This is a genomic window from Dietzia sp. KRD202 (genome assembly GCF_017168155.1).
Lineage (GTDB): Bacteria > Actinomycetota > Actinomycetes > Mycobacteriales > Mycobacteriaceae > Dietzia > Dietzia kunjamensis.
The window spans coordinates 323,755-337,285 of sequence record NZ_JABFAN010000006.1; the positions used below are offsets into that span (position 1 = coordinate 323,755).

The window sequence follows — 13,531 nt, forward strand, 5'->3', positions numbered from 1 at the left end:
TCGATACATATCGCCACCCGAGGCCCACCCCTTTCGGCTAGAGCAGAAGACACCAGCCAACAGGGTGGACTCGTCGCAACGAGGCCGCCTCACGCTGCATGATCACCCTCTGAAGGACCGACCACAACAGCCTCGGGACCCGCGACGATGCCAGCGAGACGATCTTTCGTTGCCACCGCCCCTGGCGCCGTCCGCGAGAGGCTGCTAGAGGTGGAGACACACGCCCCTGCGCCAGGAGGAGGACGAGATGATCGCCGAGGACCGTATCGACCCGGACGAGTACACGCCGGGCCCGGATTCAGTCACCGCACCCGAGGAGTACGAGCCCGAGGTGACCGTCGAGGACCCCTTCCGTGAGGCGAATCCGGCCGACGTCGCCGAACAGGCCATCGAGCTGCCCGCCGACGACGGCGACGGAGAAGCGCAGGGTGACGACGACGAGGTCGCCTGACCCCGCGCGATCAGCGAGCCTCCCCAGGCGAGGGGCCGATTGGATCCGACGACGACGAAGTCAGCGCCTGAGTTCGGATTGCCTGAGCAGGGGCAGCCGAACCGGCCCCCGCCGGCGGATACACCCCTGACCTTCTGTCCGCACGTGTCCTTTTCGAGCCGCGGCCCGGGTACACGTGACGCCTTATAACTTCCTGCCAACGGGAGTAGGGTCGGCATCAACGCCGGTGATCCTCGTCACTAGCACGGGCCGCACCGGCACCTCTACGGAAGGGCCGGTCATGAGTGTCAACAGCTTCGATTCGAGGGATTCGCTGACCGTCGGGGGCGTGGACTACGAGGTCTACAGACTCGATCAGGTCTCCACCGCGGTCCCGCTCCCCTACAGCCTCAAGGTCCTGCTGGAGAATCTCCTGCGCAACGAGGACGGCCGCGTGGTGACGGCCGAGCAGGTCGAGGCACTGCGGGAGTGGACTCCTCAGTCCCCGCCGGAGCGGGAGATCCAGTACACGCCCGCCCGGGTGCTGATGCAGGACTTCACCGGGGTGCCGTGCGTGGTCGATCTGGTCGCGATGCGCGATGCGATCACCGACCTCGGCGGCGATCCCAAAAAGATCAATCCGCTCATCCCCGGCGAGCTCGTGATCGATCACTCGATCATCGCGGACGTCTTCGGCCGCCCGGATGCGTTCGAGGTCAATGCCGAGCTGGAGTTCGGCCGCAACCAGGAGCGCTACCAGCTGCTCCGGTGGGCGCAGGAGTCGTTCGCCGACTTCGTGGTGGTCCCGCCGAACACCGGCATCTGCCACCAGGTCAACCTCGAATACCTGTCCCGGGTCGTCTTCACGCGCGAGGGGACCGACGGTATGACCCAGGCCTACCCGGACACTCTCGTCGGGACCGACTCCCACACACCGATGGTCAACGGCCTCGGCGTGCTGGGCTGGGGCGTCGGCGGCATCGAGGCGGAGGCCGCGTTGCTTGGCCAGCCGATGAGCATGCTGATCCCGCAGGTCATCGGGCTCAAGCTGACCGGCGAGTTGCGGGAGGGCACCACTGCCACCGATCTCGTCCTCACCGTGGCGGAACTGTTGCGCCAGACCGGCGTGGTGGGCAAGTTCGTGGAGTTCTTCGGCCCGGGCGTCGCCGCGGTCCCGCTGGCCAACAGGGCCACGCTGGGCAACATGAGCCCCGAATTCGGTTCGACCTGCGCCATCTTCCCCGTCGACGACGAGACTCTCGACTACCTGCGGCTGACCGGTCGGTCTGAGCAGCAGATCGAGCTGGTCGAGGTCTATGCCAAGGAGCAGGGCCTGTGGCACGACCCGGACAACCCTGCCGAGTACAGCGAGGTCATCGAGCTGGACCTGGGGACGGTGGTGCCCTCGATCGCCGGACCCAAGCGACCGCAGGACCGCATCGCGCTGGGTGATGCGCCGGCCGTGGTGCTGGGCAATCTCGACGAGGAGAAGAACCGGTCGGAGAAGGACGACGGGAGCCTGGATGACGCCTCGGCGGACTCCTTCCCCGCCAGCGATCCGGTCTCCCCCGGTTCCAGTACGGCGAAGAACGAGCCTCCCCGCCACTACTCCGAGGAGCAGCTGACCGCCAACGCCAGGCTCGGGTGGCCGAGCGATCCGGCGGAGATCATGCTCGACGGCGACGAGTCGCCGGTGATCTTCGACCACGCGGACGTGGTCATCGCGGCGATCACCTCGTGCACCAACACGTCCAACCCCTCGGTGATGATCGGTGCGGCGCTGCTGGCCAAGAAGGCCGTCGAGCGGGGTCTGAAGCCCAAGCCGTGGGTCAAGACGACGTTGGCCCCCGGGTCTCGGGTCGTCACCGACTACTACGACCGGTCCGGCCTCACCCCGTACCTGGAGGAGCTCGGGTTCGATCTGGTCGGCTACGGCTGCACGACGTGTATCGGCAACTCCGGGCCGCTGACCCCGGCGGTGAGCAAGGCGGTCAATGACAAGGACCTCAACGTCGCCGCGGTCCTGTCGGGCAACCGCAACTTCGAGGGCCGCATCCACCCCGAGGTCAAGATGAACTTCCTGGCGTCCCCGCCGCTGGTCATCGCCTATTCGCTGGCCGGGACGATGCGCAAGAACCTTCTTGAGGACCCGCTCGGAACGGGCTCTGATGGCGAGCCGGTCTACCTCCGTGATGTGTGGCCCAGCTCGGCGGAGATCAAGGAGGTCGTGGACGCCAATCTCGAGGCAGACATGTTCACCAAGGGCTACGCCGACGTCTTCGACGGGGACGACAACTGGCGCGGCATGGACGTGCCGGGGGGTGACAAGTTCGACTGGACCGAGGACTCCACCTACATCCGCCGGCCGCCGTACTTCGACGGAATGGCGGTCGACCCCGAGCCGATGCGGGACATCACCGACGCCCGCGTCCTGGCGCTGCTGGGCGATTCTGTGACCACGGACCACATCTCACCGGCCGGGGCGATCAAGCCCAGTTCGCCCGCGGGCGAGTACCTGCAGCAGCAGGGGGTCGAGCCGGCGGACTTCAATTCGTACGGGTCGAGGCGCGGCAATCACGAGGTGATGATCCGTGGCACGTTCGCCAACGTCCGGCTGCGGAATCTGTTGGCGCCCGGCACCGAGGGCGGGGTCACCACCCATTTCCCCAGCGGTGAGCAGACCAGCATCTATGACGCCTCGAACCGCTACGCCGAGGAGGGCGTGCCGTTGGTGGTGATCGCCGGGGCCGAGTACGGGTCCGGGTCGTCGCGGGACTGGGCGGCCAAGGGTACGTCCCTGCTGGGGGTACGGGCGGTGATCGCGCAGTCGTACGAGCGGATCCACCGCTCGAACCTCATCGGGATGGGCGTCCTGCCCCTGCAGTTCCCCGAGGGCGAGTCCGCCGAGAGTCTCGGCCTCAAGGGCGACGAGTTGTTCTCCATCACCGGGCTCGAGGGCCGGGACAGCGTTCCGGAGGAGGTGACGGTCCGGGCCGGCGAGGGCGACTCGGCGGTCGAGTTCACGGCGAAGGTCCGCATCGACACCCCGGCGGAGGAGGCGTACTACGAGCACGGCGGCATCCTGCCGTACATGCTCCGGCAGATGCTCTGATCCCACGCCCCACCCCACGCCCCGCGACCCAGCCCACCGTCGCGAAGAGCGTTACGCGCACGTTCTGCGAGAGGCAGGTGCGCGGAACGCTCTTCGCGTTGGGGCCGCCCCGGCACCGGAAGTCTCGACGACAACGACCACGACGACGACGAGGTAAGCACCTGCCGACGCCTCGCAGCTGCAGGGAGAGCCGAACCGGCCCACGCCACCCGCGACGAGATGTGGTCGATCCGGCCGGCGCCGCTGCTCGGCGCAGGTAACGTCCGACACCATGCAGCCCTCGCCGGATCAGGCTTCCGAGACCCCGCCCGACCAGCCCGAGGTCATCCTTGATCGCCACGGCGAGATCGCCGTTATCCGGCTCAATCGTCCGACCAAGCTCAACGCGGCGACGTACGAGAACCTGACGGACATCATCACCGCGTTGGACAACTGCGATGCGGACGACGATGTGCGTGCCGTGGTCCTCACCGGCACGGGCCGGGCGTTCTGCGCGGGGGCCGACATCTCGGGCGGGGGCGACACGTTCGCGGCTGATCCCGATGCCGACACCGGCGAGGCCCCGCCGGACACCGGCGGTCAGGTCGCGCTGCGCATCTTCCGCATGACCAAGCCGGTCATCTCGGCGATCAACGGGTCGGCCGCGGGCGTCGGGGTGACCATGACCCTGCCGACGGACGTGCGCATCGCCGCGGACACCGCCAAGTTCGGGTTCGTGTTCACGCGCCGGGGTCTGGTGCCGGAGGCGTGCTCGACGTGGTTTCTGCCCCGCATCGTGGGCATCTCCACCGCGATCGAGTGGGCTGTGGGCGGCAAGACGATCCTCGCCGCCGAGGCCCTGGAGCGAGGGCTGGTGAGCGAGGTGCTCCCGGCCGACGAGGTCCTCCCGCGCGCCATCGAGGTCGCGCGCGAGATGACGCGGGGCACGTCGCCGGTGTCGGCCGCACTGACCCGCCAGCTGATGTGGCGCATGCTCGGTGCACCCGATCCCGAGGTGGCCCACCGCGCCGAGTCGATCGGCATCTACACCCGCGGCAAGTCCGCCGATGTGCGCGCCGGCGTCACCGCGTTCCTCGCCAAGAAGGAGCCGGAGTTCCCGGACCGCGTGTCCGACGGGCTGCCCGACCTCTTCTCCTGACCCCGGCCGCTCTCGGGCCCCACAACCGATAGGACCCCCCATGCCTGCTGATGACCTCACGGGTCGCGTCGCGATCGTCACCGGATCGACCGCCGGACTCGGCGCAAGGTTCGCGCATGTACTCGCAGGCGCGGGCGCGACTGTCGTCGTCACCGGGCGGCGCACCGAACGGATCCGGGAGGTCGTCGAGTCCATCGGCCGGAGCGGCGGCAAGGCGCACGGCGTCCGGCTCGACGTCACCGATCCCGCCTCGATCGAGGACTGCCTCACCGGAGTCACCGAGCAGATCGGCCTCCCGCAGATCCTCGTCAACAACGCCGGCATTCCGGACGCGCAGCGTGCGCACAAGATGTCGTTGGAGCTGGTGGACGCCGTGCTGGACACCAATGTCCGCGGCCCGTGGCTCATGGCGACCGGCGTCGCCCGCCGCCTGATCGAGGCCGGGGTGCCGGGGCGGATCGTCAACATCACGTCGATGAGCGCCTACCAGTACGACGGCAACGGAGCAGCGCTCTACTCCACCACCAAGGCCGCGGTCAGTCGGATGACGGAGGCCCTGGCCGTGGAGTGGTCGCGCAAGTTCATCAACGTCAATGCGATCGCCCCGGGAGTCTTCGCCTCGGAGATGACCGACGGCATGCTCGCCCGCGTGGGCGACATCGCGCCCGGGCTCCCCCGTCAGCGCCTCGGCCAGCCCGAGCAGATCGATTCGACGCTGCTCTACCTGGTGTCCGACGCGTCGGAGGCGGTCACCGGGACCGTCATCAAGATCGACGACGGGCAGCTCCCCCGCTGACCCCCGCTGACCCCTCAGCCGACGAGCAGGCCGCTCACGCCTCACACTTCGTCAGGTCCGTCTCGAGGAGCTCCTTGCCGACCTGGGTCACGTAGGTCGCCATCAGAACCACGTCCTCCGTACCGTGATTCCGGCTTTCATAGATCGAGCCCGCTTCCTCGATGTTCGAGTCCCCGACGCGGTAGATGCGGGAGCCGCCGGGGTGGCGATCGGAGTAGTGCGTGAGTTCGCCCTGCTTGACGACGGCGATCAGGGATCCGTGGTGGCAGTGTTCGCCGGTGCTCGCCCCGGGCTCGATCGTGATCTCGCGGAAGGTCACCGAGACGCCGTCCTCGCCGCCGTCGACCTGTAGGTCGACGGGGCGGGCCTGTCGGCCCTGCACGATGTCGACGGCCAGGAAGGGCTGCGACCCCGCGATCGTCGAGGCGGGCGGGAGCGGCTCGGTCGGGTTCACGGTCCTCACCTCGGGCGTCTCCGCCGTCGGGTCGTCGGGACTGCACGCGGCCGTGGCGAGGACGCAGACACCGGTGAGTATCGAGATGGACGATCTGGTCAGTCTGTGGGGCATACCTACTGATCCCTGAGTCTGCTCGGACCGAAGGGGGCTCCGGTCGGCTACCTGAACGTTATCAGCGAACGGCATCGAGATTCGGCGCTCCATCGTTCTTCTGCCGTGTGTGTCCGGCGCGGCGCTGACCATGCCGGCCTGTGGAGGGACGACGACAACGGGACGACGACGACGGGGACGACGACGAGGGCAACCCCTCATCGAAGCGCCGCCGCCTCGCGGAAGGCCGAACCGGTCGCGCGACCCCGCTGCTAGCGTGGGGCCTCTCTCACCCACCCAGGAGTTGCCGTGCCCCTGCCCCATTTCGCGTGTCGTCGTCTCGGCCTCGCGGTCGCCCTGGCCGGCGCGGTGAGCGCGCTCGGCACCGCCACTGCTGCCGCCGATCCGGACGCCGCGGGACTGCCCGCCGCGGCGCCTCCGGTGCCCCGCGGGATGCCGCAGGTCGTCAGCGACGTGCTCGGGCCGGAGGACCCGGCGTTCTGGAACCCGGCGATCCCGGGGACGAGGGTCCTGACCCCGCTCGAGCCGCGCGCCGAGGTGATCTGTGCGACGGGTTTCGTGCCGGCCATCTCGTGTTCGACCATCAACAGGTGGGACTTCGACTCGAGGCAGCGTTCGCTGGAGTTCGTGGACGTGCCCGCGATCGGTGGGCCGCCCCTACGGGTGTGGTTCGACGTGCCCCGCCTGGGCGACGGGTCCACGCGCGAGCCGGTGAACCGCGCCGTGACCTGGTGGCTGACGGATCGCACGCTCTCGTAGCCCGTTCACCTAGCCCACGCCCCGAGCGGCCCACTGACGGGGCCGGGCCTCAGTCCTCGCCGACCGAGACGGTCACCTCGATGTTGCCCCGCGTGGCCCGGGAGTACGGGCACAGCTCGTGGGCCAGCTTCGCGAGTTCGTCGGCCTGCTCGGCCTCGACGTCGGGGATGATGACCTCAAGGTCCACGGCGATGTCGATGCTCTCCTCGCCCGAGCGCACCAGTGACACCCGCGCGCCCACGGACGAGCCGTTGATCGTGACCTTCTTCGCCCGCGCCGCGCTCTGCAGGGCGGAGTGGAAGCAGGCGGCGAACCCGGCGGCGAACAGCTGCTCGGGATTGTTGCCCTCGCCCGAGCCGCCGAGTTCCTTCGGCGGGGCCATCTCCAGGTCCACGGCCTTGTCGGCGGTGGCGACGTGCCCGTCCCGGCCTCCGCCGGTGGAGAGGGCTTCGACGGTGTAGAGCGCATCGGACATTCAGGATCTCCTCGGGCGGGGGGCGTGCAGGTGTGGCCCAACGTACGCCGCGGCAGCGGGCGATGTCGGGGTCGTGGCGCCCGGTCGGGGCGGCCGGTCGGGGCGGCCGGAAGGGATTCGGAGTCACCCCCGCCGCGGACTACTCCACGCTCGGTCGAACCGGTCAGAGGTCGGCCGCGGCCGCGTACGCCCCGGCGAGCTGGCGGAGTGTGTCGTGGTCGCTTCCGAGCAACCCCATGGGCGAGCGACGATCGGGCAGGGAGTCGGCCGGCGCGGTCCACCATGCGGTGGCGGCCTCGGGGTAGTGGCCGGCGTCGAGCATCCGGTTGATCATGGCGACGATGTTGTCCGGGTCGCGCGGGTCGAAGTGGTCGAGCTGGAACCGCGGGTAGACCCAGCGTCGGTCGCCGCGGAGCACGATGAGCCGGCCGTCCCTCGCGAAGGTCCGCAGCGCATCTGCGGGTGTGGAGCCGGGGACCACGCCCCGCTCGATGAGGATCTCGCATGCCTCGGTGGAGCAGGCGTGGGGTACCTGCAGCACGGCGCTGTGCACTGCGGAGGCGATCATCGCCCGACGGGCGGCAGCGGCGGGGTCGGCGGGCGGCCAGAACGGATCCCCTATCGGGAAGCGCGCTGCCCGGAGGGCTCCGTCGACCTGGTCGGCCACCCTGGCGAACGTCCTGCGCCGCCTCAATTCCCGCAGCATGACCTCGGTGAGGTGTCGGTCGTCGAGATCCCGCAGGGCACGCTCCGCGGTGTCCTCGGACACGGATCTCCGTGACGCCGTCCGGTTCTGAAGAGTCATCGCGGGCACCTCGCCTTCTCCAGCGAATTCTAGGCCGCGCGGTCGCCCGCAGCGAGGGGCTGGGCCGACTCGAAACATGCTGGAAACGTGGCCGCCGGTACGGGTCTCAGGACTCCGCCCGCCGCAGCTCGGCTGCCTTGCGGGCCAGGTACCGGCGCTCGGCCACCGACGTCGCCTCGGTGGCGGCGCGGCCGTACAGCCCGGCGGCCCCGCCGGTGTCCCCCGCCAGTTCGTGGAGGTACGCCTGCGCGGCGGTGCGCCGGGGCAGCGACTCCGGCAGGTCGACCAGCGCCGCCAGGCCGGCGTGCGGGCCGACGGCGTGGCCCACCGCGACGGCCCGCCCGAGCCGCGCCGCGGGGTTGTCGCGCAGAGCGGCGATCGCGGCCTGCGCCTGGCACTCCCCCAGCTGGTCGCGTGCGAGCGCTGCCTGCAGGATCGCGACACCTTCCGCGATCGCTCGCGCGTCCCATCGGGTGCGGTCCTGCTCGGCGAGGGGGATGAGCTCGTCGTCGTCGCCGTCGCCGTCGTCGCCGTCGTCGTCGTCGTCGTTGCTGTCACGGCCGGCCCCGCCGCCCCTGAACCGCGCGGCGCGGCGCGCGTGGTGCAGCAGCATCAACGCGAGCAGGCCCCGCACCTCGGGGTGGTCGATGGCCGCCGACAGCTGCCGGGTCAGGCGCAGGGCCTCCTCGGCGAGGTCGACCTCGCCGGTGTAGCCCTCGTTGAACACCAGGTACAGCACCCGCAGCACGGTGGCCACGTCGCCGGGCCGGTCGAGGCGCTCGCCGGCGATGGTGCGTTTGGCGCGGCTGATTCGCTGCGCCATGGTCGCCTCGGGCACGAGGAACGCCCGCGCGATCTGGCGGGTGGTCAGCCCACCCACCGCGCGCAGGGTCAGCGCGATCGCCGACGGCATCGGCAGCGACGGGTGGGCGCACAGGAAGTAGAGCCAGAGGGTGTCGTCACCGGGGTCCGGAGGCACGAGCAACGACGACGACAACGAGCACAGCCCTTGTTCCTCCGCAGCCCGCTGCTCACGACGCCGACGGGCGCCCTCGGAGCGGACGATGTCGAGGAATCTGCGCCAGGCCACGGCGGTCAGCCAGGCGCGGCGGTCGCGCGGTGGGTCGTCCGGCCAGACGCGCAGCGCCTCCATGAGCGCCTCCTGGACGGCGTCCTCGGCGGTGGCGAAGTCGGCTCCGCGGCGGATGAGGATGCCGATGACCTGCGGCGTCAGCGTCCGGAGGTCGGGGGCGGTCATGGCACCGGTGCGTCTAGGCGTGGCCGGTGCGCGGGCTGTTCTTCTGCAGGCGGTCGATGTGCTCGGAGGCCTCGGCCTTGGTCAGCGTCGTCGGGAGTTCCTCACCGGCCTCGCGGGCGAGGGTGTCGAGGTAGCTCTTCTGCGCCTCCGTCATGGGCTCGTCGCCGGTGACCCAGTCGTCGGGGTCACGCTGCACCGAGCTGCCGTCGGCGGTCCGGCCCTCGGGGACGGGCGAACCGAGGGTCTCCTCTGCGCGGTTCTGGTTCTCGTCGGGCATCGGGGTGGTCGCGTCCGGGTTGGTCATGCCCGCACGGTACGCCCGCGCTCCCGGTCGAACCACCGGCCAGTGCGGGGTGCCCGACGCCACAATGGGGATGGTCACTGGGACCTGCTGGGGATACGATGTGGGAAACAAGGTGGGATTCAGCAGTGACAGCCCACACGTCAGGGAGCATCACGATGGCGATACTTCATCGGCGGCCGGATCTCGCCGCGTACGAAGAGGCGAACCGGATGACGAACGCCGAACTCGTCGGTGCACTCCGGCCACTCCTGGGTGATCGGTTGGTCGCCTACTTGGGGCAGGTCAAAGAAACCCGTGCGGTACGGGGATGGGCCGACGGCACCCGACAGATCGCCGGGCCGGAAACCGTGGAACGGCTTCGAATCGCCTACCGGATCGCTCGAATGATCTGCGAGCGCGATTCCCCGGCGGTCGCCCAGGCGTGGATGCAAGGACTCAATCCGCTTCTCGATGACAGGGCCCCGGCTCTGCTGCTCCGCGATGGTGACGTCGGAGAAACCGGCCCGATGGTGCTCGCCGCCGCGCGTCAATTCGTATCGGTCGGATGAGCCGCGAGACGGTAGTCCGTACCGACGCCGGCGACATAGTCGTCCGGAGACACACAGCCATAACAGTTCACCGCGTGGGATTCGCTCCCACACCGTGGCAGTGGACCGATTGGGCTTACGCCGAGGACGGCCGATTCGATGGACGGTGGGACGACCCCGGAGGCTCCTGGCGGACCCTCTACGTGGGCGAGACCCGGCTCGCCTGCCTTCTGGAGCTCCTCGCGAGATTCAGGCCCAGCTCGCGGGTGTCCGACGACCTCGCGGAGATAGAAGTCGACGGGGAAGACGAATTTCCGACCATCGAGGCGGGCACGATTCCACCCGACTGGTGCGAGGTGCGATGCAGTGGAACAGCGATGATGTCAGGCAGCTTTGCCGTTCCTGGTGATCACCGCTCGCTGGCCGCTCTGCGAGCAAGGTTTAGAATGACCGCCCTCGGACTCGGGCTCGACGACCTCGATGCTGCCGCGATCAGGGACGCGAGACCCCGCACCCTCACACGGGGAATCGCCTCCTGGCTCCACGGGGTCACAGACGTAGACGACGTCCCACTCGACGGAATCGAATTCGCCTCCCGACACGGGGACGACCTCACCTTGTGGGCGATCTTCGAACGCTCCCGAGATGGGGACGTGTCGGCCATCCTGGCGCCGCGCTTCGACAACGCGGGTCTCGGAACGGGTGACGCAGACCTCAACCGCGCGATGGAGTTGCTCGGCCTGCGCTGGGCCGACTGAGGCGGACCGGCCGCGGTCAGTCCTCGATCTCCGTGGGAGCGGTGAGCAGGGGCCGCAGTTCGAGCCACTCGCGGATCGGTTCGCCGCCCGGGCCCGGCGCCGCGGACAGCTCGGACGCGAGCGCCAGGGCCCGGTCGTAGTCGGCCACATCGATGATCATCCAGCCGGCGATCAGGTCCTTGGTCTCAGCGAACGGGCCGTCGGTCAGCGGCGGGCGGCCCTCGCCGTCGTACCGCACCCACGTCCCCGACTCCGACAGTGCGTGGGAGTCCACGTATTCCCCGGAGTCCCGCAGTCGGTTCGCGAAGTCCTCCATGTACTGGAAGTGGGCGGCGGCGTCGTCGGAGTCCCATTCGCCCAGCGGCGGATAGGTGGGCTCCTCCGGGGCGGAGCCGCGATAGTGCTTGAGCAACAGGTACTTGGCCATGACAGAACCTCCTCGTGCTGTGCGACCCAGTGTGGTCGCTTCACCGGGGAGACGGAACAGGTCGCGGGTTCTCGACATCGAGGCCGGAGGCGATCGGCGCGGGCTCGCTGCGCCGGGACTTACCAGGCCCCGTTTTCCACGGTGTCTCCCGAGTGGTGCTTGAGTTTCACGATGCTCTCGGGCGGAACCGGGGGATGCGCGTCGTCGTCGCCGCCCAGCACCTGTCCGACAGACTTGACGCGCTTGAGCGCCTTGGCAGGGGCGAGATCGTCGCGATCAGCATCGAAGTAGTCGAACCAGGGCAGACCTGCCTCGGTGTAGGCGTCTCGGTCGACGGGCGTCGCAGGCGGCACCTCCCCCGTGATCGCCGTCCACTGCGCCGCCGAGCAGAGGTGGACAAAGACTCGTCCGGACCGGGACTCGTCGTAGTCGCCCAGATCGCGGTCGTCTTCGTAGACCTCCTGGCGCATCCGCCCACCGGCCCCGAGCCCCATAGTGGGTGCACTCTCTGTTAGCGGCATGGCGCTGTAGCAGATCAAGTCGTCGACGTACGACTGTCCCCAGTCCTCGAGCGCGGCGGCCGTCAGGCCGACTGCGCGCAATTGCACGCCACCGTGCTCCTCGCGGCCAGTCACCTGTCCCTCCACCGTCGCCCCCAGGCCCAAGGGGACTGCGACGAACTGGCGGATGAACCCGTCGCCTGCATTGATCCCGTCCAGCCAGGGCTGATCCGGCAACGACGTATAGTTCTGCGGGTCTTGCGACAGGGACTCGTCCCACTCCTCGCCGCTGATGGCGCACACCTTGCCGATGCCCACCTGCAGCGCAGCCGGCTCGCTGCTGTCCAGCGAGATCCACATGGCCTCACGCTGGTAGACGGGGAGCATGACGCCGCCGCGGGCCAGCCACTCCGCCGGGGCGGTGTCAGGGTAATCTTGAACCCTCCGGATCGGGAACAACCCGAGACCCGGCGGCAGGGGATGAAGCCCGTCCTCGGGGATACGCAAGGTGCGCTGGAACCCGATCCGTACGGGACCGATGTGCAGCTCTTTTCCGACCACTCGGACGTCGAACGCCTCAGACATGATGGCCTCCTTCGATGGACCACCCCAGTTGTATCGCGCGGGTCCGACAAGAACGTTGAAGAAGGTGATCGGCGCTGCCCGGTCTGCGGTCAGCAGCAGGAGCTGTTGACGGCCTCCGCTGGCGCCTGGGCGCCCGGCTCGGTGGAAGCGGCTGCCGTGCCGCAGCACACGCCGCCGTCGGGGTCGACCGGATCGGCACCGGCCGGGCCGTCGAGGTGCTGGGGACTCGTGCCGAAGGTCTCGGAGTCGGCGAGGACGGTGTAGACCTCCCACTTCTCCCCCGCCGGCCCGGTGACCCACACCTTGTCCTGGGTGGCGAAGCAGCAGGTGGTGCCGATCTCCTCGTCCGTGAACAGCCCCTCGTCGGTCAGGCGCGCGATCTCGGCGTGGACCTTCTCCGAGGACTCGACCTCCACCCCGAGGTGGTTGATCGAGCCACCCTTGCCGGGGTTCTCGAGCAGGACGAGCTTGAGCGGCGGTTCGGTGACCGCGAAGTTGGCGTAGCCGGGCTTGAGCTTGGCCGGCTGGACCCCGAAGAGCTTGGAGTAGAACGTGACGGCCTCGTCCAGGCGGTCGACGTTGAGGGCGAGTTGAACACGGGACATGGCGGCCTCCACCTGTGTGACATATATCGAATCGGTTTGCTCCACCAGAATGCTCCTGCTCTTCGATATATGTCAAGAGGGTCGCTACACTCTGTTCATGCCCAAAGCGCTCCCCGTGATCGACGTCAGCGGGCCGATCTGCTGCGACTCGGTGTCGGCCGCCCCCATGAACGATGCCGCCGCCCTCGAATTGGCTCTGCGCCTCAAGGCCCTCGCCGACCCGGTCCGCCTCAAGCTGGTGTCGATCCTGCTCACCGACAGCGGCGACGGCGTCTGCACCTGCGACCTCGCCACGGGTGTCGACCTGGCCGAATCCACCGTCAGCTACCACCTCGGGCAGTTGCGCAAGACCGGCATGGTCGTCTCCGAACGTCGCGGCATGAACGTCTACTACCGGGCGCGCGCCGAGTCCCTCGACGCCCTGCGAGGGGTGCTCGACCCGAACTGCTGCCGCTGACCGCCCGGCAGGCTGACCAGTCAGTCG

The 13,531-nt window shown here is 69.1% G+C and carries 16 protein-coding genes; 8 read left to right on the forward strand and 8 right to left on the reverse strand.

From position 1 onward, the window contains the following. Positions 1–247 precede the first annotated feature (247 nt). The 4 genes from J1M64_RS04505 to J1M64_RS04520 all read left to right on the forward strand — a co-directional run bounded on the left by J1M64_RS04505 (position 248) and on the right by J1M64_RS04520 (position 5,476). Complete coding sequence (locus J1M64_RS04505) at positions 248–451, forward strand: hypothetical protein (RefSeq protein ID WP_206473094.1); 204 nt, start codon at positions 248–250, stop codon at positions 449–451. 280 nt (positions 452–731) lie between these two features. Continuing rightward, the gene (locus J1M64_RS04510) at positions 732–3,542 is read left to right on the forward strand and encodes an aconitate hydratase (RefSeq protein WP_206473096.1); all 2,811 of its coding nucleotides are present in this window, start codon (positions 732–734) and stop codon (positions 3,540–3,542) included. Positions 3,543–3,813: 271 nt separating this feature from the next. Next, entirely contained in the window at positions 3,814–4,680 is an 867-nt protein-coding gene (locus J1M64_RS04515; protein WP_206473098.1) for an enoyl-CoA hydratase-related protein, read from the forward strand. A gap of 40 nt (positions 4,681–4,720) precedes the next feature. Continuing rightward, the gene (locus J1M64_RS04520; protein WP_206473100.1) at positions 4,721–5,476 is read left to right on the forward strand and encodes an SDR family NAD(P)-dependent oxidoreductase; all 756 of its coding nucleotides are present in this window, start codon (positions 4,721–4,723) and stop codon (positions 5,474–5,476) included. Between the two features lie 34 nt (positions 5,477–5,510). On the opposite strand, the gene J1M64_RS04525 is transcribed toward J1M64_RS04520, so the two are convergent. After that, the gene (locus J1M64_RS04525; RefSeq protein ID WP_206473102.1) at positions 5,511–6,044 is read right to left on the reverse strand and encodes a cupin domain-containing protein; all 534 of its coding nucleotides are present in this window, start codon (positions 6,042–6,044) and stop codon (positions 5,511–5,513) included. A gap of 288 nt (positions 6,045–6,332) precedes the next feature. Between J1M64_RS04525 and J1M64_RS04530 the strand changes: the two genes are divergently transcribed. Further along, positions 6,333–6,803, forward strand: coding sequence for a hypothetical protein (locus J1M64_RS04530; RefSeq protein ID WP_206473104.1), 471 nt, complete (start codon positions 6,333–6,335; stop codon positions 6,801–6,803). 49 nt (positions 6,804–6,852) lie between these two features. Here the strand turns inward: J1M64_RS04530 and J1M64_RS04535 are convergent, their stop codons facing one another. The 4 genes from J1M64_RS04535 to J1M64_RS04550 all read right to left on the reverse strand — a co-directional run bounded on the left by J1M64_RS04535 (position 6,853) and on the right by J1M64_RS04550 (position 9,645). Beyond that, on the reverse strand, positions 6,853–7,278 hold the full coding sequence (locus J1M64_RS04535; protein ID WP_069390463.1) for an organic hydroperoxide resistance protein: 426 nt from the start codon (positions 7,276–7,278) through the stop codon (positions 6,853–6,855). Between the two features lie 163 nt (positions 7,279–7,441). After that, positions 7,442–8,047 (reverse strand): hypothetical protein, encoded by a 606-nt coding sequence (locus tag J1M64_RS04540; protein WP_206473106.1) that lies wholly within the window; start codon positions 8,045–8,047, stop codon positions 7,442–7,444. Positions 8,048–8,189: 142 nt separating this feature from the next. Next, on the reverse strand, positions 8,190–9,341 hold the full coding sequence (locus J1M64_RS04545) for an RNA polymerase sigma factor (protein ID WP_206473108.1): 1,152 nt from the start codon (positions 9,339–9,341) through the stop codon (positions 8,190–8,192). Between the two features lie 13 nt (positions 9,342–9,354). Then, the gene (locus tag J1M64_RS04550; protein ID WP_069388673.1) at positions 9,355–9,645 is read right to left on the reverse strand and encodes a DUF3072 domain-containing protein; all 291 of its coding nucleotides are present in this window, start codon (positions 9,643–9,645) and stop codon (positions 9,355–9,357) included. A 155-nt stretch (positions 9,646–9,800) separates the two neighbouring features. Here J1M64_RS04550 and J1M64_RS04555 point away from each other — a divergent pair, with 155 nt between their 5' ends. Together J1M64_RS04555 and J1M64_RS04560 are read left to right on the forward strand one after the other, a co-directional pair. Continuing rightward, the gene (locus J1M64_RS04555; RefSeq protein WP_069388672.1) at positions 9,801–10,193 is read left to right on the forward strand and encodes a hypothetical protein; all 393 of its coding nucleotides are present in this window, start codon (positions 9,801–9,803) and stop codon (positions 10,191–10,193) included. Next, positions 10,190–10,930 carry an RES domain-containing protein gene (locus J1M64_RS04560; protein WP_119192785.1) on the forward strand — a complete coding sequence of 247 codons (741 nt, stop codon included), beginning with the start codon at positions 10,190–10,192 and terminating at the stop codon, positions 10,928–10,930. The genes J1M64_RS04555 and J1M64_RS04560 overlap by 4 nt, the downstream gene beginning before the upstream one ends. A gap of 16 nt (positions 10,931–10,946) precedes the next feature. Here the strand turns inward: J1M64_RS04560 and J1M64_RS04565 are convergent, their stop codons facing one another. From J1M64_RS04565 to J1M64_RS04575, 3 genes are all read right to left on the reverse strand, one after another. Beyond that, entirely contained in the window at positions 10,947–11,357 is a 411-nt protein-coding gene (locus tag J1M64_RS04565; RefSeq protein WP_206473111.1) for a YciI family protein, read from the reverse strand. Positions 11,358–11,476: 119 nt separating this feature from the next. Then, on the reverse strand, positions 11,477–12,442 hold the full coding sequence (locus J1M64_RS04570) for a hypothetical protein (RefSeq protein ID WP_206473113.1): 966 nt from the start codon (positions 12,440–12,442) through the stop codon (positions 11,477–11,479). Positions 12,443–12,531: 89 nt separating this feature from the next. Then, on the reverse strand, positions 12,532–13,047 hold the full coding sequence (locus tag J1M64_RS04575) for an ArsI/CadI family heavy metal resistance metalloenzyme (RefSeq protein ID WP_119192811.1): 516 nt from the start codon (positions 13,045–13,047) through the stop codon (positions 12,532–12,534). A gap of 97 nt (positions 13,048–13,144) precedes the next feature. Here J1M64_RS04575 and J1M64_RS04580 point away from each other — a divergent pair, with 97 nt between their 5' ends. Further along, positions 13,145–13,504 (forward strand): Rv2640c family ArsR-like transcriptional regulator, encoded by a 360-nt coding sequence (locus J1M64_RS04580; RefSeq protein ID WP_206473115.1) that lies wholly within the window; start codon positions 13,145–13,147, stop codon positions 13,502–13,504. Positions 13,505–13,531 lie beyond the last annotated feature (27 nt).